The 18,378-nt window shown below is 37.2% G+C and carries 16 protein-coding genes; 2 read left to right on the forward strand and 14 right to left on the reverse strand.

Going from position 1 to position 18,378, the window contains the following annotated elements:
* Positions 1-61: 61 nt before the first annotated feature.
* Positions 62-361 (forward strand): rhodanese-like domain-containing protein, encoded by a 300-nt coding sequence (locus tag H9D55_RS06835; RefSeq protein ID WP_186077999.1) that lies wholly within the window; start codon positions 62-64, stop codon positions 359-361.
* Between the two features lie 44 nt (positions 362-405).
* On the opposite strand, the gene H9D55_RS06840 is transcribed toward H9D55_RS06835, so the two are convergent.
* The 12 genes from H9D55_RS06840 to gmk form a co-directional block, all read right to left on the reverse strand.
* Complete coding sequence (locus tag H9D55_RS06840) at positions 406-2,439, reverse strand: TRAP transporter permease (RefSeq protein ID WP_186078000.1); 2,034 nt, start codon at positions 2,437-2,439, stop codon at positions 406-408.
* 10 nt (positions 2,440-2,449) lie between these two features.
* Positions 2,450-2,878, reverse strand: coding sequence for a DUF1850 domain-containing protein (locus H9D55_RS06845; RefSeq protein ID WP_186078001.1), 429 nt, complete (start codon positions 2,876-2,878; stop codon positions 2,450-2,452).
* 31 nt (positions 2,879-2,909) lie between these two features.
* Positions 2,910-3,884 carry a TAXI family TRAP transporter solute-binding subunit gene (locus H9D55_RS06850; RefSeq protein ID WP_186078003.1) on the reverse strand — a complete coding sequence of 325 codons (975 nt, stop codon included), beginning with the start codon at positions 3,882-3,884 and terminating at the stop codon, positions 2,910-2,912.
* Between the two features lie 114 nt (positions 3,885-3,998).
* Positions 3,999-5,267 carry a cytochrome P450 gene (locus tag H9D55_RS06855; protein ID WP_186078005.1) on the reverse strand — a complete coding sequence of 423 codons (1,269 nt, stop codon included), beginning with the start codon at positions 5,265-5,267 and terminating at the stop codon, positions 3,999-4,001.
* A 66-nt stretch (positions 5,268-5,333) separates the two neighbouring features.
* Positions 5,334-7,250: a Stk1 family PASTA domain-containing Ser/Thr kinase gene (gene pknB / locus H9D55_RS06860; protein ID WP_235963133.1), complete on the reverse strand. Its 1,917-nt coding sequence runs from the start codon at positions 7,248-7,250 to the stop codon at positions 5,334-5,336.
* Positions 7,247-7,990 carry a Stp1/IreP family PP2C-type Ser/Thr phosphatase gene (locus H9D55_RS06865; RefSeq protein ID WP_186078007.1) on the reverse strand — a complete coding sequence of 248 codons (744 nt, stop codon included), beginning with the start codon at positions 7,988-7,990 and terminating at the stop codon, positions 7,247-7,249. Before H9D55_RS06865 ends, pknB begins: the two co-directional genes overlap by 4 nt.
* Positions 7,991-8,010: 20 nt before the next feature.
* On the reverse strand, positions 8,011-9,309 hold the full coding sequence (gene rsmB, locus H9D55_RS06870; protein ID WP_186078009.1) for a 16S rRNA (cytosine(967)-C(5))-methyltransferase RsmB: 1,299 nt from the start codon (positions 9,307-9,309) through the stop codon (positions 8,011-8,013).
* Position 9,310: 1 nt separating this feature from the next.
* Positions 9,311-10,240, reverse strand: coding sequence for a methionyl-tRNA formyltransferase (gene fmt, locus H9D55_RS06875; RefSeq protein WP_186078011.1), 930 nt, complete (start codon positions 10,238-10,240; stop codon positions 9,311-9,313).
* A gap of 8 nt (positions 10,241-10,248) precedes the next feature.
* Entirely contained in the window at positions 10,249-12,630 is a 2,382-nt protein-coding gene (gene priA / locus H9D55_RS06880) for a primosomal protein N' (protein WP_186078013.1), read from the reverse strand.
* A 2-nt stretch (positions 12,631-12,632) separates the two neighbouring features.
* Positions 12,633-13,826 (reverse strand): bifunctional phosphopantothenoylcysteine decarboxylase/phosphopantothenate--cysteine ligase CoaBC, encoded by a 1,194-nt coding sequence (coaBC, locus tag H9D55_RS06885; protein WP_186078015.1) that lies wholly within the window; start codon positions 13,824-13,826, stop codon positions 12,633-12,635.
* Between the two features lie 49 nt (positions 13,827-13,875).
* Entirely contained in the window at positions 13,876-14,070 is a 195-nt protein-coding gene (gene rpoZ / locus H9D55_RS06890) for a DNA-directed RNA polymerase subunit omega (protein WP_186078017.1), read from the reverse strand.
* The gene (gene gmk, locus H9D55_RS06895; RefSeq protein ID WP_186078019.1) at positions 14,070-14,693 is read right to left on the reverse strand and encodes a guanylate kinase; all 624 of its coding nucleotides are present in this window, start codon (positions 14,691-14,693) and stop codon (positions 14,070-14,072) included. The genes rpoZ and gmk overlap by 1 nt, the downstream gene beginning before the upstream one ends.
* A gap of 130 nt (positions 14,694-14,823) precedes the next feature.
* Here gmk and H9D55_RS06900 point away from each other — a divergent pair, with 130 nt between their 5' ends.
* On the forward strand, positions 14,824-16,527 hold the full coding sequence (locus H9D55_RS06900) for an Rqc2 family fibronectin-binding protein (RefSeq protein WP_186078021.1): 1,704 nt from the start codon (positions 14,824-14,826) through the stop codon (positions 16,525-16,527).
* Positions 16,528-17,067: 540 nt separating this feature from the next.
* Here the strand turns inward: H9D55_RS06900 and pyrE are convergent.
* Positions 17,068-17,676, reverse strand: coding sequence for an orotate phosphoribosyltransferase (pyrE, locus tag H9D55_RS06905; protein ID WP_186078023.1), 609 nt, complete (start codon positions 17,674-17,676; stop codon positions 17,068-17,070).
* Complete coding sequence (gene pyrF / locus H9D55_RS06910; protein WP_377275349.1) at positions 17,669-18,370, reverse strand: orotidine-5'-phosphate decarboxylase; 702 nt, start codon at positions 18,368-18,370, stop codon at positions 17,669-17,671. Before pyrF ends, pyrE begins: the two co-directional genes overlap by 8 nt.
* Positions 18,371-18,378 lie beyond the last annotated feature (8 nt).

The raw sequence follows: 18,378 nt of genomic DNA on the forward strand, positions 1-18,378 counted from the left end.
GTCAAAATATACTATACTAATAATCATACTGTTTATCTACAACACAATAGGAGGAATCATTTTGGAAGTAAATATTAATGAGGTAAAAAATCTTCTTAAAGAAGAGAACGTAGAAATTTTAGATGTAAGAGAACCACAAGAATTAGTAGACGATGGTTATATCGAAGGAACACACCATATACCAATGTCTGAATTTGACGTAGAAACCGTTCCTTTAGATAAAAGCAAGAAATATTACGTTATGTGTCTTGCAGGAGGACGCAGTGCTAGAGTAGTTGAGTACATGGAAAAATGTGGCTTTGATGCGACTAATTTAGAAGGCGGCATCAAGGCGTACACTGGTGAAAAATTATATAAATAATAAAAGCAGTTGAACTCCAAATAGAGTTCAACTGCTTATTTCAATTATACAGGTAACATTTTTTCTTTTTTACTCTTTATGATATTGAGCACAAATACAATTATCACAACAGCCAACCCAATAATATCTGTGATTGTTTCAGGGATAATCAGTGATAATGCTGCCGCTCCTATTAAAATTCTAAACAACCAGTTTAAGTTTGTAGCAAAGTAACCTTCAAACGCTGCAGATATGGCAACTATACCAATGACTGTAGTAGTTACAACTATGACGACATCCATCATATTTGCCATTGGATACTCACGTGCGTTCGTTGCGAGTCCTTCAACATCAACCATTAATAATGCTGGATTAAACACAAATACAAATGGTACCAGGAATCCAGCTAGTGATAGCTTAAACGCTGCAAACCCTGTCTTCATTGGATCACCGCCAGAAATACCCGCTCCAGCAAATGCTGCGAGTGCTACTGGTGGAGTCACGTTTGCGAATATACCGAAGTAGAAAACAAACATATGCGCAACAAGTACCGGTACACCGTATTCTGCAAGCGCTGGGGCAGCCATTGTTGCAGTGATGATATATGCTGGAATTGATGGTAATCCCATTCCAAGTACTAGTGATGCAATCATCGTAAAGATACATGTTAAGAGTAATGAACCAGCACCGAGAGCTGCAATCGCTGAAGCTAGAACTGAACCGAAGCTTGTAAGCGATACAACGCCGATAATTACACCAACGATCGCACATGCAATCATAACAGATAATGATTGTTTTGCACCAAGTTCTAAAGCTTCAAAAACATCTTTAAATGACATACGGGTTGTTTTCCTAATTTGAGCGACTAAAATCGTGATAACAATAGTATAAATAGCTGCTCTACCAATTGGTAAGTTTAAGTAAAGCATATAAATTAAAGCTATAATCGGTAACAGTAAATGTCCACGCTCTTTTAAAACAGTAGAAATTTGTGGCAATGCCGCTTTACTGATACCACTTAAGTTATTTCTACCAGCTCTTAAATGTACCTGCATAATTACTGCTCCAAAGTACAAAAATGCGGGAATAACTGCTGCAAGTGCAATTGTAGAGTATTTAATCCCCGTTGTTTCTGCCATGATAAATGCACTCGCTCCCATGATCGGTGGCAAGATTTGTCCACCAATTGAAGAGCTCGCTTCAACAGCACCAGCAAATGTTCTGCCGTACCCCACTTTTCTCATTAGTGGAATTGTAAACGCACCTGTACTCACTACGTTCGCTACAGCAGCTCCGTTGATACTACCCATGAATCCACTTGAAACTACTGCAACTTTTGCAGGCCCTCCTTTATAACCACCAGCAAGCGCTAATGCTAAATCGTTAAAAAACAGTCCCATTCCAGACTTTTGTAAAAACGCACCAAATAGAATGAATAGAAAAATAAAATTCACTGAGGCCCCAATTGCTGTAGAGTATAATCCTTCAGTCTTCGTATACAAATGTGCAAATACATCAGCAAAATCAAATGGACGCGTGTATAGTAAATTTGGCATAAAATCTAATGAACTTATGAATGGGTAAATTAAGAATATAAGTGCAAGTATTGGAAGTATAAAACCAGTTACCCTTCTCGTTGCTTCAAAGATTAGAACAACAGTCAATACTGCAAAAACAAGATCCATAGTATTTGGAATACCACCACGTTCACTCACAATCGCTGTGTAGTTTAACACGATATATCCCGCAGTCGCTAATCCTAGAATCGCGAGTATCCAGTCATAGATAGGGGCTTTCGTTCGATCTGAGTTTTTATATATTGGGTAAAGTAAAAAAATCAGTGCTAGACCTACCGCAACGTGAATTGCACGTGCTTGTAAAGTAGGGATTGGATTGAAAACAATATATACGTGAAATAACGCATAGAATACCGCAATGAGTGAGACGATTATCGCAACATACTTTGATTTAAATTCACGAGTCGTAGAATCTCGATCATATTTTTCTAATACTTCCTGTACATTTGCTTCTAATCCATCGCCTTTTTCTGCAATAATATTTTCAGCGGTTATGACATCTTTCTCTTTGTATCTCGTCATATTGAACCTCCTAAATACGGAATAAGTATAATATCAGTGGTATTGATTCAACACTTACCTCCACTGAGCTATAATTTTCGTAAATTTCATAAAGCTTAAGGTCTATCGTTTCATAATGAATGGTTGTTTCAACATTTGATGACACTGTTAGTAATAATGACTCTCTAAATTGATTTATCGTTAATTCAACAAATCCATCATCATTAATTTTCGATTTATATTTCACATCTGTAGGCACACCAGCACCATAAGTTTTAAATGAAGACTTTGTTATAAAAAGCTTATTTTCTCTTATCTCATACGTTTCATACCATTCTTCTTTTTCAACAGAATGAATCCAGTGAATCTCGAAAGTGTCTGTATAAATATTTTCTACATGACCATCTTCACCAGAAATTTTTATATATTCCACACGCTTTAAGATTAGAAAAAGGAGCATTAAGATAATGCTCCCTAGTATGAATAAGCTCTTACTGTTCATCATAGTAGCGTTTCGCACCTGGATGCAGTTCGCCTACTGAGATTTTTTGTGCCTCTTCTAATGTTATATCCTTAGCTGCTTGATGTGAGTTTTCTAGTTTATCTAAATTTTCAAATAGATATTTAGTTAATTTGTAAACATCGTCTTCACTCAAGTCAGAACGCACAACAAGTGCGTTTCTGATCGCAGCAGTTGGAATATCTTCATCGTTACCGTATGTTCCAGCTGGAATTGGTAATGATTCAAAAATTGCTACACTCTCTTGAAGTCTCTTAACTGCTTCCTCTTCAATAGGTACAATCTTTAAATCTACAGAGTTTTGAAGTTCCATTACTGAGGCGTTTGGTAAACCACTTGTAGTAAATGCAACGTCAATTGTTCCACTCTTAAGAGCGTCGGCAGCTTCAGCATACCCGAGATAGTCAACTTCGATATCATCGTATGTAATGCCGTGTGCCTCGAGCACTGCTTTAGTTGCGATTTCTACACCTGAACCTTGGTCACCAACTGCGACACGTTTACCTTTTAAATCTTCAATATTTTCGATACCTGTTTTTCCAGTAGTGATGACTTGAACATAGTTCGGATATAAGTTCGCTAAAATCTGAACATTTTCAATTTTTTCTTTAAATGCATCTGTGCCTTCTAGTGCTTGCATTAAAGCATCACTCATAACAAATGACATCTCTACTTTTTCTTGAGCCATTAAGTTTAAGTTCTCAACAGACGCACCCGTCGTTTGTGTTCTTGAGTTAACACCGAACTCTTTAGAGTAACCATCAGCTAAAGTCGTTGCGATGATATTGTATGGACCGGAAGATCCACCTGTCGCAATTGTAACAATTTTAGTATCTAATCCCTTATTATCACTACTCGTATCTTCGTTCTCTTTTTTATCATTACTACAAGCTGTTAAAAAAAGAGCAACTGCAGCAAATAAAACCATGACTATGCGTTTATACATATTTATACCTCCATTTTTATTATTACTTAAAGTATACATTAAAATAAAGGATATGAAAACGCTTTATGTCAGAATATTAAAAAAGACACCCGACTTCTCGAGTGTCTTTTTTTATTATGAGCGGTCTACGTTCTCGCGTACGTTAGAAATAACCATACCACTGTTTACGTATCCTGGAATACTGTTTAAATCTACATCCATGTCTTGCTCTGGTACATCGTAAACAATTTTGTTTGCAAAGTATTTGAATGTTTCTTCCATGATAATTACTGTGATCCACTCACCCGCACAACGGTGGTTAGTCCAGTAGTCTCCTCCACCTTGTGGAATCAAGTCGAATGGTGATCCATCCCAAGTTAAGAATCTCTCTGGGTTGAATTCGTTTGGATTATCCCAAAGTTTTGGATCGTGTGTTGTTCCGTAAACATCAAGAACAAGTAACTGATCCGCAGGTAATGTTACACCATCTACTTCAACTTCTACCTTCGTTTTACCAGGTAAGAATGGTACGAATGGGAAAAAGCGTCGTACTTCTTGACTGAACATATATGGGTAATCTTTAACTGTTTTCATTTTTTCTACTGCTTCAGGGTGTTTATGCAATGCTAATACACCATAAGCTATAAAACGGTTGATGGCAATTAACGGACGGAATGTATTCATCAAATCAATTGCACAAAGTCTAGAGTCCATTTGGTTTCCTTCGTAGTCTGTCCATCTTGAGAACTCATAAAGCGCAGTTCCTTTTGGAGGGTGAATTTCACCTTTACGTGTTTTTATAACTTGATCCTCTAGCCAATCTTCAACACGTTTACGTGCAGCTTTTGATGCTCTGTATCCTTTAAATGCCCCACCTAGACCCTTAAATGAATCAATCATAATATCCATATCTGTAGCGATTTGCTCGATTTCAGATTCTGGAGCTTGTACACCTGCCCAGCGCGTTCCAACGCGTGTTAAAAGAATGATAGATTCACGGTATACGTTTACTTCATCCATTCTTTCCATGCGTTCAGTGTTCGCCATCCAGAAGTTACGTGTAATTTCACGAACATACTCAAGGTTACCTTCAGTCATTAATGACATGAATAAAGCTTTTCTGTCGATGTGCTGTTTTCCAGTTGTAGTATGAATTGCACCTTTACCAAATAGTGTATTTACAACACGTTTAGGTAACGTTCCTTGACGCTCGATTTTATCGTTATCATAGAACAGTTCAGCTGCTTCTTTACCATTAAGTACAACGTAAGATTTACCGCCAAGAGCTCGTGTTTCAAACACATTTGTATTTAGACGCTCTCTTTGGTTACTTGTATATAAATAACCTTCTCGCATCACTTTTAATGTGTTGTCTAATCCTTTGTCTCTTTTTAAAGTTGCCATTTTTTCATCCTCCACTTGAAGTTTCCATATTCAATTATACAAATAACTTTGCCTTAGTGCCAATATTTAATCGTTTTCTACTTCTTTTTCAATAATTTTTTTTCCATCGACTTCAACTTTATATTTCCCCGTCTCATTTTTTTCAAGAGCGAGTGTTATTGTATGCTTTCTGTCTTCAGTAATTTCAAACTCTTCTAGTACATCGTCGTAGTCGTGATCCTTATCTTCAATATAGATTTTTACCTTGCTCGGTTTTTTATCTTTTTTACTTGATGAGTACGGAATTTCGACGTTTAGCTGATATTGGGTAATTTCTTTCGGTTCACTACCCTTGGATACTATTAGATTGATTGGGGAACCTGGTAAGAATGAGCCGTAGCTAGGATCTTGACTGACAATTGCTCCATTAGCCACGTCATCTGAATATATTTCATTGATGATGTTCACTTCAAAACCGAATGATTCGAGTTCACTTCTAGCATCTGATAACTGCCATCCGACATAGCTTGAAATCTCCACTGGTTCCACACCGTCACTCACAGTTAATGTGAGTACTTCATTCTCTGGGAATATGGAGACACCACTGCGAATCGATTGATCCATAATTACACCTTTAGGAACTTCATTACTATACTTTGTTTCAATATTTAATTTATCAAAGTTAAGTGCATCTATATCCGCTTGAATTTCGTCGATATTACTGCCGACAAAATCAGCCATAGAATAAGGTTCTGGACCTTTTGATACAACGAGATCCACTGAGGCTCCCTCCTCAAGGACTGCACCTTTTTTAGGCGCTGAGGCGATAACATTTCCTTCATCAAAATCATCGTTGTACTCTTCTGAGACATCTCCAAGTACAAGATTTAGCTCGGTTAGCTTCTGTTCTGCATCTTTCTGTGACATCTCACTTAAATCAACAAGCTCTACTGTTTTTGGATCTTTAGGCCATAGTAAATAAATCACAGTTGCAATTGAAACAACAACTAATAGCATGAAGAGAATCCATGGCCAGATATGTCTCTTTTTCTTTTTCGCCTCATCTTTAACCGGGGCCACAAGTGGCCCTTTCTTCTTTACTTCTTCTTTAGACGTGTCTTCTTTTAACGGCAATGGAGTTGGTGTTATTATTCTTTCAGGTTTTTTACGTCCTTTTTGTAAATAATGAATTGTTTCATTTCTGTAATTTAGGAGTGCATTAATTACTTCTCTAACATTAGAATAACGGTTCTCAGGTTCTTTTTCTGTACATTTAAGTACAATATTCTCGAGTCCTAACGGTGTTTCTCTATAATCATTGATGTTCGGCATATCATCTTGGATATGTTGAAGTGCAACAGATACTTGTGTCTCTGATTGGAATGGCAATTTGCCTGTAATAAGTTCAAATAACATAATACCAAATGAATAGATGTCCGCACGTTCATCTGCACTCTTACCCTTTGCCTGCTCAGGTGAAATATATTGAACTGATCCCATGACTTGGTTTGTCTCAGTCAAACGTGTTTCACTCATTGCTTTTGCAATACCGAAGTCTGTAATCTTAATATTCCCTTTTTTATCGATTAATATATTTTGAGGCTTGATGTCTCTGTGCACGATACCTCTGTTGTGCGCATGTTCAATTCCGCTTAAAACACTGATCGACAATTCTATAATCTTTTCAAAATCAATCGGATTGTTCTCATTAATATATTGCTTTAAGTTTGAGCCATCTACATATTCAGTAACTAATATATTGTACTCATCGGAATCATCGACGTCTAAAACTGTGACAATGTTCGGATGAGATAACTTTGTAACGTTTTGTACCTCACGTTGGAATCGTTCCATTGTCTTCTCTTTATTATATGGATCCGCCTTGATGAGCTTGACTACCACTTCTCTATATAGGATAATATCCTGCGCAAGATAAACAGAACTCATTCCACCGCCAAGATACTTTTTTAACAAATATCTTTCGGCTATAATTTTTTCACTCATAATGTTCTACCATCTTTCAACTGTGCAAGAATTACACTTATATTATCTTTCGATTTCAAAGACTCCGCTTCTTCTACTAACATATCTGTGATGCGGTCCACATCATTATTAGAATATACAATTTTGTGAAGTGTCTCTTCATTCATTTTATCTGTCAAACCGTCCGATGCTAGAAGTAGGTAGTCATACTGTCTATTTCTTAATTTGAAGACATCTGGTTGAACAAGTCTCGTTGTTCCAAGTGCTTTAGTCACAATATTTCTTTGCGGATGAACAAATGCTTCTTCTTGGGTGATTTCACCTGATTCCACAAGCATATTCACAAACGTGTGGTCTTTAGTAACCTGTAATATTTCGCGTTTATGCAATGCATAAACACGCGAATCTCCTATGTTTAAAACGAAAATAGAATCGTCTGTTATTACTGCCATAGCAAGCGTTGTTCCCATATTGTGTTCATTTGTTTCTTCATTAGAATATAAATAAAGTGCCCGATTTGTTTTTATGACTAAATCTCTAAGGAAGGGTTCAAGTTCTTGTTCATTAAAAAAGTTAGATTCAACCCAAGTTTTCTCTATTTTATCGATGACATATTGAGCAGCAACCTCGCCTTTTTCATGTCCACCCATACCATCTGCTACTAAGAGGAGCGTTTGTCCAGTCTTATTTTTAACTACACCGATGCGGTCCTCGTTAATTTTTCTAAAATTACCTGTAATGCTCTTCTGACTAATGTTCACAATTGACCTCCATTGGAAGATTATGTTCGCTTAATAAACCGTGCAATATAAAATCCGTCTGTACCAAATTCATGTGGCAGAATTTGTCGATTCGTACCTTCAAATCCAAATGGTTCGATGTGGAATGTATCAAACTCAATATCATCATTAGTTTTTTTAAAAGTAAAAGCAACATTCTCATTTTCCATTTGATGTAATGTACATGTAGAATATACTAAAATTCCACCTGGTTTCAAATACTTCACTGCATTATTCAAAATACTAAGCTGTAATCCTACGAATGACTCGATATCTTCTTCACGAATATTATATTTGATTTCTGGTTTTCTTCTAATAACACCAAGTCCAGAACATGGTGCGTCTACGATTATTTTATCGTAAAGAGTACCATAATCGCCCGTTGCAGCATCTTTACATGAGATTGAAAGGTTCTTATGTCCAAGACGTTTGGCTTCCTGCTTAATGAGTATTAATTTATGTTCATGTACATCACAAAAGTCGACATGTCCACCTTGCATTGATTCTAAAGCATGGAATCCTTTCCCACCTGGAGCTGAACATGCATCGAGTATAGAGTCATTCGTATCTGGCTGTAAGGCATAGTTGACACACATAGAGCTCGCGTCTTGTATACCAAATAGACCGTCTTTATAAGCATTTGTTTTTGTGAGCCCTCCACCTTGAACATGAATTGCGTCTTTATGAACAGGTGACTCTACAGCTCGAACATCTTCGTTTATTAAAGTCTCGATTAGAGCTTCTCTGTCAATCTTTTTCTTATTTGTGCGAAGGTACATCTTCGGCCTCTCGAGTAAGCTCTTAGCAATCTCTTCTGTCGTTTCTTCACCATGATGTGAAATCAACTGCTTCACAATCCACTTTGGAAGAGAATATTGCAGGGATATACGGCGTGTCGTGTTTTGAATAGTCTTAGGATCTCTCTTCTCACTTCTTAAATAGTTTCTTAAGATACCATTAATTTGGTTGGCACTCTGTCTTCCACCAATCTCTTTCGCGATTTTAACAGCTTCATTAATAACTGCGTAGCTCGGAATTTTATCTAAATAATCAAGTTGATAGATTGATAAAATCAGCAAATTACGTTGCCATTTCTTCACACGTGTTTGTATGAACGGGGCGAGTCTATATTCTATTGTCATCTTGTTGCTAATTGCTCCATAGACGATTTCTGTGAGTAATCCTCTGTCTTCTTTAATGATATCATTCTCTTCAATCATTTGATTTAAGACAAGGTTAGAATAACCACCCGCATCCATTATGATTGTGTATGCGTCAAGCGCAAGTTCTCTTACATTCATATTAAGCTCCTAAGATTAACCCAACTAAGTTTGGATTATTGTTAATAAAATCTACTGCCTGAATTCTCTTCTTACCCGCTGGTTGCACCTCGGTAATAAGTAGCAACTCATCTTTTGTTGCAACCATGAATCCATCTTCAGTGATTTCTAAGATTTTACCTGCTGGTTCTGTCGTCTTTTCATCTGTAAATTTTGCATTGTATAGCTTTAATCGTTTGCCGTCTAGTTTTGTATAGCCTCCAGGGAACGGATTAAGTCCTCTAATATGGTTGAACACATCTCTTGCACTTCGGTCAAAATCGATATATTCATCATTCTTAGAAATATTTGGACTGAATGTCGCTTCGTCGTGGTTTTGAGGCGTACGATCATTTGTACTGTTAAGTATACTAGGTAGAACTTCTAAGAGTAAGTCTCGGCCTAAAGTGCTCAGTTTATCATGTAGGGTACCAACGTTGTCCACGTTTAAAATAGCCACTTCCTTTTGAGCAATAACGTCACCACTGTCCAGAGTTTTTTCCATATACATGATAGACACGCCAGTTTTCTCATCACCTTCGATGATACTTCTGTGAATCGGTGCTCCACCTCTATGTTTTGGTAAGAGACTTGCGTGTACGTTGATTGCACCAAGTCTTGGTGCTTGCAAAATCGCTTCACTCAGTAGTTGTCCATATGCTGCTGTGATTATTAAATCTGGTTTCATTTGTTCGATTGTTTCAAGCCCATCTTTTGAAACGTTCTCTGGTTGATAGACGGAAATGCCGAGTTCTTTCGCAGCAGCTACTACTGGTGGCGCTGTCATGACCCGCTTTCTACCTACTGGTCGATCTGGTTGTGAAATCACTAGATCTATCTCGTATTCTTTGTGTACCGCTTCTAAAATGGGTACCGAAAAGTCTGGCGTACCCATAAAAATAATTTTAGTCATTCTTTCACCTACATTATGAATTGTGGGTCTACATCGATTCGTAGTGAGACACCACTTTTTTTATATGCAACGTAATATCTTTGATCTAATTGTTCCAAGATGTCTTTTAGTGTTGGTTCATGTCTATATTTAAGTAAGATTTGGAATCTAAATCTGTTATTAATTCTTTCAATCGGACTTGGACTCGGGCCAATTACAATGGATTGGTTTGAAATATTTTCGAGTAATATTTTGCTGATGTCATGTGACGCTTTGACGCAATGTTCTAAGTTTTCACTCGTGATAATGAAGAGCACATGGAAAAAATATGGAGAATATCTAGCAATACGTCTATATTCCATTTCTTTCATGTAGAATTCCTTGTAGCGATTCATTTGCGCATCTAATATTGAATAGTGGTCAGGGTTATATGTCTGGAAAATAACCTCTCCCGTTTTATCACCACGACCGGCACGGCCAGCGACTTGTGTGAGCAATTGGAATGTGCGTTCATTGGCTCTAAAATCAGGAATATTTAATGTTGTATCTGCGTTTAATACCCCAACAAGTGTAACATTAGGGAAATCTAGCCCTTTCGCAATCATTTGTGTACCAAGAAGTATGGGTATGTTTTCATCTTCGAAGTGCATGAGTAGTGTCTCATGCTTACCTTTATTACGTGTTGTGTCGATATCCATGCGCACGACTTCAGTGTTGAACATGTCACGAAGAATCTCTTCAACTTTTTCCGTTCCAGAACCTCTAAATGTAATAGAGCTACTCTGACATTCTGGGCACTTATTCGGAACCGAAGTCTCATAAGCACAGTAATGACACATTAAAGTACCATTGGATTTGTGATACGTCAGTGAAATATCACAGTTTGGACACATCGGAACATGTCCACAGTCTTGGCACAGTAAAAAATGTGCATACCCTCTTCTATTCAAAAGGAGAATGATTTGCTCTTCTTTTTGTATGCGATCAATGATTTTTTCTCTTAAGATATCTGAGACGATCGAAATATTACCTTCCTGTCTAGATAGAGCCATGTCCACGATTGTCGTTTCAGGTAAAGGTTGTGCTTTCGCACGGTGCTTTAACTCAAGTCTCGTGAACACACCTTTTTCACTTCTCGCATAAGATTCTAAGCTTGGTGTCGCACTTCCTAAAATAAGTGGACAGTTGAAGTATTCAGCACGCCATTTTGCAACTTGTCTCGCATCATATAACGGGCGTTCCCCTTGCTTATAAGTAGACTCATGCTCTTCATCTATTATAATTACGCCTACATTTTTAAATGGCGCAAAGATACTGCTTCGTGCACCTATTGAAATACGTGCACGCCCTTCTTTAATTTTTCTCCATTCATCATACTTTTCTCCGTGAGAGAGTGCTGAGTGAAGTACTGCAACGTAATCGCCAAATCTAGCTTTGAAGCGGTTAACCATCTGCGGCGTGAGAGCAATTTCTGGAACGAGCATGATTGCATCTTTGCCAGCCTCTAGAGCACTCTCAATTGCTTCAAGATACACTTCAGTCTTCCCACTTCCAGTAACTCCGTGAAGAAGAAAAGTCTCATGCTTATACTGTTTCATCGAATATTCAATTTTATTGAAAGCGACTTGTTGTTCTTTGTTCAAAGTGTGTCTTTCGGCTTCGAAAAACACACGTGACTCGTATGGATCACGGTCTACCACGATATCTACACGTTCAACGAGTCCTCGTTTTTCTAATGCATCGATAACTTGAACAGAATATCCAGCATCTTTAATTGAGAGGAGTGTGACCGGTTCGGCTTCGCTCTCAATCCACTCTAATAGTTCTCTTTGTTTAACTGCACGTTCACTCGGCATCCGGTTAGTATTTAAACTTCTCACCGCGCGATTTGTTTTCTTTTTCGTGTGTTGTGCGACGATTGTCTCTTCTACAAATTCACCCGATTTCATAAACGGAATGATACTCTTTAAGTGGTTTTTATCTAAGTTGCTCACGACAATCTCGTTATTTTTTTGGAGTTCATCAAAGAGCTCTGTTGCATTACTTCCTGCAGTCTCGCTTAGCTTTAGAATCGTTTTCGTCTTCGCTTTTAGTGCAACCGGCAGTATTGCTTCGATCACAGAAATTTGTCTATCGATGTAATATGTAGCGATTTTCTTGGACAGTTGAATGAGTTCTTTAGTTAGGACTGGGGTACCATCCATGATTCTATTAATTTCTTTAACTTTAGAAATGTCGAATTCCGTTGTCTCTGTAATATCGATAACAAAACCTTGGATGTCCCTATTTCCAAAAGGGATAAAAACACGATGCCCAACACGTATTGTATCGACTAATGAGTCAGGAATCTTGTATGTGAAAAGTCTATCGACAGAGTTGCTCGATACCGATACGATTACTGAAGCAAACATGTTTACTCTACCCTTTCAATAACTGTTTCTAAAATTCTTTCTGCAATTTTATCTTTATGAGATTTAGGAATTCTTAAATCTCCGCCATCTTTAAATATCATCATGACTTCGTTTTCGTCGCTATTCATGCCAATATCTTTACGAGACACGTCATTCATGACGATGCAGTCAGCATTTTTCCTCTTTAATTTCTCTCTTGCATAGCGCTCTACATCATGCGTTTCTGCTGCAAAGCCAACAACATACATGTCCTTATTATTACTCCCTACATATTGTAAGATATCTGTTGTTTCTTTAAGTTCTAAGGTCAAGTGTTCCTGTTTTTTATCTTTTTTCATTTTGTTTTCACTGACAACTTTTGGCGTATAGTCACTCACTGCAGCAGAAAAAATTCCGATATCCGCATTCATGTGTAACTTTACAGCTTGAAACATGTCGTCGGTTGATACGACATCAATAACTGTGACACCGTCCGGTTTTTCGATATTAACTGGACCACTAACTAGTGTTACGTCAGCACCCAAATGATTCGCGACTTTTGCTAAACTATACCCCATTTTGCCACTAGATATGTTTGTAATATAGCGAATTGGATCTATTTTTTCACGTGTTGGACCTGCTGTGATGAGGACTTTTTTACCTGTAAGTGGTTTATTGACTCTATCTTCTAGTATATGATTCATATACTCAATGATTGACGCAGTGTCTGCGAGACGACCTTTTGCGATATATCCACATGCGAGAAAACCAACCTCACTGTCTAAAAATCTATAACCAATGGATTTTAAGTACTCAATATTTTTCTGTACAGGTGGTTGTTCTAACATAAATACGTTCATTGCTGGAGCAATGATCACCGGCTTGTTTGTAGCCGCTAAAACGTTCAACAACATATTGTCATAAATACCATTAGCAAGTTTTCCAATCGTATTCGCAGTTGCTGGAACAACTAAAATAACATCTGCCCATTCACCGATATGAATATGGGAAATGACACTCGGATCTTCTTCTTTAAAAGTATCTATATAAACATGGTTTCTACTAATCGCTTGAAATGCGAGTGGTGTTACAAATTCTAAAGTATTGTCTGTTAATACAACGCGAACACTGTGTCCATTCTGAATGAGCTTACTTGTTAGATCAATCGCTTTATAACTCGCGATACCTCCTGTAACACCAATGACGATATTTGCCATCAATTTCACCCCTATATCAAGAAAAGCTGACAAAAATATTTTTGTCAGCTTAGTTAATTTTGATTACTTTATGTTTTGCGATTTCTTCTAATGCTTTTCCTACGTTTTTATAGGATTTATAAGGACCAAATACTGCGTAGTCCGGATGGTCTTGTAACTCACGTGCACGTTTTGCTGCCATTGTTACGATCATATATTTTGAATCCACGTTTGATTTTAATTCGTGAAGTGCTGGGTATAACATTAATTATCTGCCTCCAATAATAATTTTCTTAAAGTACGTTCAACTCTAGAGCGTCTTAAATGACTTGCTTCAACAATACTATGTATTTTTCTACACGCTTCATCGACAGAATCGTTGATTACGACATAGTCATATAAATTCATGAGTTCAAGTTCACGCTTCGCTTCCTGTACTCTATGGTTAATAACCTCTTGTGAATCTGTACCACGCCCAATTAGACGGCTTTCTAAATGCGCAATGGACGGTGGTGCTAAGAAGATAAACAGAGCTTCTGGAAATCTATCCCTAACCTGTTTGGCACCTTCAACTTCGATTTCTAGGAATACATCGTGACCATTCTCGAGTGTCTCACGAACAAAATCCACAGGAGTCCCGTAGTAGTTACCTACGTATTCAGCATATTCTATAAATTTGTCTTGTTCTATTAACTTTTCAAACTCTTCGTGAGACTTAAAGAAATAGTCGACACCGTCGACTTCACCTTCTCGTTTCTCTCTTGTAGTCATCGAAATTGAGTATTTAAAGTCTGTATCTGGGTTGTCAAAAACCGCTTTTCTAACAGTGCCTTTCCCTACACCAGATGGGCCAGAAAGTACAATGAGTAAACCTTTATCAACAGTCATTTCAAGAAACCTTTCAAATTGTGATTATCTAATAATGTACCATAAATCTGACTTAAATTCATCTCAAATTTTTATAATGGTTTCTTTCCATGTTAAAATAGGTATATTAATTGATTCGGAGGAAATAAACATGGCACTAGATGGAAATTTTGTACATGAGTTAGTAGATGAACTTTCATCTCTCGTTGGTGGAAGAGTGAACCGTGTACACCAAATTGATGATATGACAGTCACGATTAGAATTAGAAGTAACAGAGAAAATCATCAGTTACTGATCAGTGCACATCCAACATATTCGCGCTTTCATATCACGAACGAAAAATATGAAACTCCTTTTGACCCACCAATGTTTTTACGAATGCTTCGTCGCGATATCGAAGGAGGATTTCTGAATAAAATAGAACAGGTTGGAAATGACCGTCGCGTACATTTACACTTTAACAATATTGATGAGATTGGCGACCCGATTGAGCGTGTTTTAATATTGGAAATTATGGGACGTCACTCAAATATTATTTTGACAGATGAAAATAACAAAATCATTTATGCGATTAAACACTTGACCCCAAATAACAACGAGCGTACAGTGATGCCTGGATTTGCCTATACGGCACCACCTACTCCTAAAAAACTAAATCCAAGAACTGAAGCACTTGACGAGTTACCAAAACACATTGACTACAATAGTGGAAAAATTGGTAGGCAAATCTTGAACCATGTTGAAGGTTTCAGCCCGCTCTTTATAAGTGAACTGGAACATCGTGCGAAATATTTTAAACCCGATACGATTGTTTCTACGATTCGAGACACATTGTCGAGTATGAAGCGCGAACCCGTACTTTATCACAACACGAGAGAGGATTTTTATTTTTCACCACTCACTATCTTTGAAGATAAAGAGATTGATAAGACAACTTACAAGACGCTCTCTGATTTACTCGATGATTTTTATCATAATAGATATGTACATGCTCGTGTAAAACAACAAGCACAAGATTACTATCATGTAGTTGCACAAAACATCACGAAGACAAAACGTAAGCTCGAAAACTTGGCTGCAGACCTAGAAGAATCCAAGTCTATGGACTTGTACCAAAAATACGGTGAATTACTAACTGCGTATATGCACTCTCTTAATCCATATAGTGAATCCGCGAAAGTGTTCGATTATTACACGAACAAGGAAATCGAGATTCCACTTAAAAAGCATTTATCACCATCAGAGAACACTCAACGTTATTACTCTCTGTATAACAAGATGAAAAACAGAAAATTCGAAGCAGAGAAGCAGATTAAAATTACTGAAGATGATCTTGAGTACTTTGAAAATCTCTTGCACCAAATGGAATCTATTACGACGAGCGATGAAGTAGAAGAAATTCGCGAAGAGCTAGTAGAACAAGGTTTAATTAAATTTAAAAAAGGACGCAGTAAGAAGAAGAAATCAAACGTCACTTTAAATGAGTTTAAGACATCAAACGGACTACGAATTTTAGTCGGTAAAAACAATAAACAAAACGACTATCTAACAAATCGTCACGCACAGAATAATCACCTATGGTTTCATGTTAAGGATATGCCAGGATCACATGTGGTAATTACACATGCGATGGACGAGATAAAAGACAGTGACATTTCAGAGGCAGCAATGATTGCAGCTTATTTTTCAAAAGGAAAACAATCAGAATCCGTTCCAGTGGACTACACGCTTATCAAACATGTAAAAAATATACCCGGAACAAAACCTGGATTCGTGACATACAAAAACCAAAGTACAGTATTTGTGACACCGGATGAAGCGGCAGTCAAAAAATTAGAAACGAAGACTCCTTAAAAATTTTGAGGAGTCTTTTTCTTTACGTGGTATAATACAATTTTTAGAGTGGTAAATAGATTTAAATTCCAAACCACTAATTATAATGAAAATAAATCGCTAAAAAAATTATGAGTACATCAATCATCAGTAATCCAGCAAGTTGTTTAAAGGTTCTAAAAAAACTTTTAGGTTGATTATCAACTGTTCTAATACTCATAAAACCTAATATTGACACTAAGATAACACTTACGATAAAAATAATAAGTTTGTTCATAAGAGCCTCCTTACTCAGTAATATATACATATTATAAAGCGTTTACAAAGTATATCTAAAAATGTTTTAAATTTATTTAAATAATTACACTATTTTTTAATTAAACTCAAAGTTATATAACTTATCATGATGTGATATAGCTATATAACTTTCTAGTTCTGCACTCAATTTATCATGATGATCGTTCAGAACTTCTTTCAAAATATCAGTGCCACATAAAAACATTCCCCGAACTCTTTTATAGTCATACACTCTTTAGTAGTTCGAGGATTATATTGATTGTCTTATAATGAATCGCGGAATGCCTTAACAACTTCAACTTGTTCTTTAGAAATTGCGTTACTTTTCTTGCTCTCTTCTAATAATTCATCTAAGTTTGTGAGAGTGTAGTACTCGAGTGATTTTGCACCAAAGCTGTCTTTAAGCTTCTGAAGTTCATAACTAAAGATCGCACTAACACCTAGCACTTCTGCACCACTCTCTTTCAGTGCGTTTACTGCTTTTAGTGAACTGCCACCAGTCGATAAAAGGTCCTCGATGACAACTGTCTTTTTACCATCCACTTCGCAACCTTCAATCTGTTTCCCAGCACCATGCGCTTTTTTCTCTCCACGCACATAAACCATAGGCAACATCATTTCTTGCGCGATAAAAGCTGCATGTGGAATACCAGCAGTCGCTGTTCCTGCAATCACTTCAACTTCTGGAAAGTGTTCCTTAATGCTCGCAACAAATGCCTCTACCATTTGAGCGCGCTTTTCTGGAAAGCCGATAATTTTACGGTTATCACAATAAATTGGTGAAAGAATTCCACTCGCCCATGTAAATTTTTCGTCTGTGTTTATCTTTACAGCACCTATGCTTAAAAGAATTTCTGAAATCGAATTACTCATTATGACCCTCCCAAAGTGATTTGATGTGATGGTATGCCTCAACTGGATTGTGACTCTGTGTGATCGGACGACCGACAACAATATAATTCGACCCAAGTTCTCGCGCATGTTCTGGAGTTACAATACGCACTTGGTCATCATTTCTATTCTCGCTCATTCTAATTCCTGGTGTCACTGTTACAAAGTTTTCACCAATTTTTTTGTGAATTAAAGGACTTTCTAATGGGGATGAAACCACCCCATCTAGCCCCGCTTGTTTTGTTAGAGCTGCTAGATTCAAAACCGATTCTTCTAAAGAAATTTCAGATCTCAACTCATTTTTCACCATGTTTTCATTTGTACTTGTCAGTTCTGTCACTGCAATACAAATACCATCAGGATTGTGTTCTTTAAATGCCAGGTTCGCACGGCGCATCATTTCGCTGCCCCCTCTTGCATGAACATTCACCATTTGAACATCGAGCTTTCCAAGACCTGCCATTGTTCTTGCAACAGTGTTCGGAATATCATGAAGTTTTAAATCTAAGAATAAGTCATGCCCCATCGCACGAATTTCTTTGATAACGTTTCTACCTTCTAACATATATAACTCCATCCCTACTTTTACATATAGAGATTCGTCAAATTGCCCTAAAAATTTCTGCACTTCATCGAAAGTATTAAAGTCGAGTGCGATAATTGGTTTCGTCATAATGTCCTCCA

The sequence above is a fragment of the Phocicoccus pinnipedialis genome, from assembly GCF_903994035.1.
Lineage (GTDB): Bacteria > Bacillota > Bacilli > Staphylococcales > Salinicoccaceae > Phocicoccus > Phocicoccus pinnipedialis.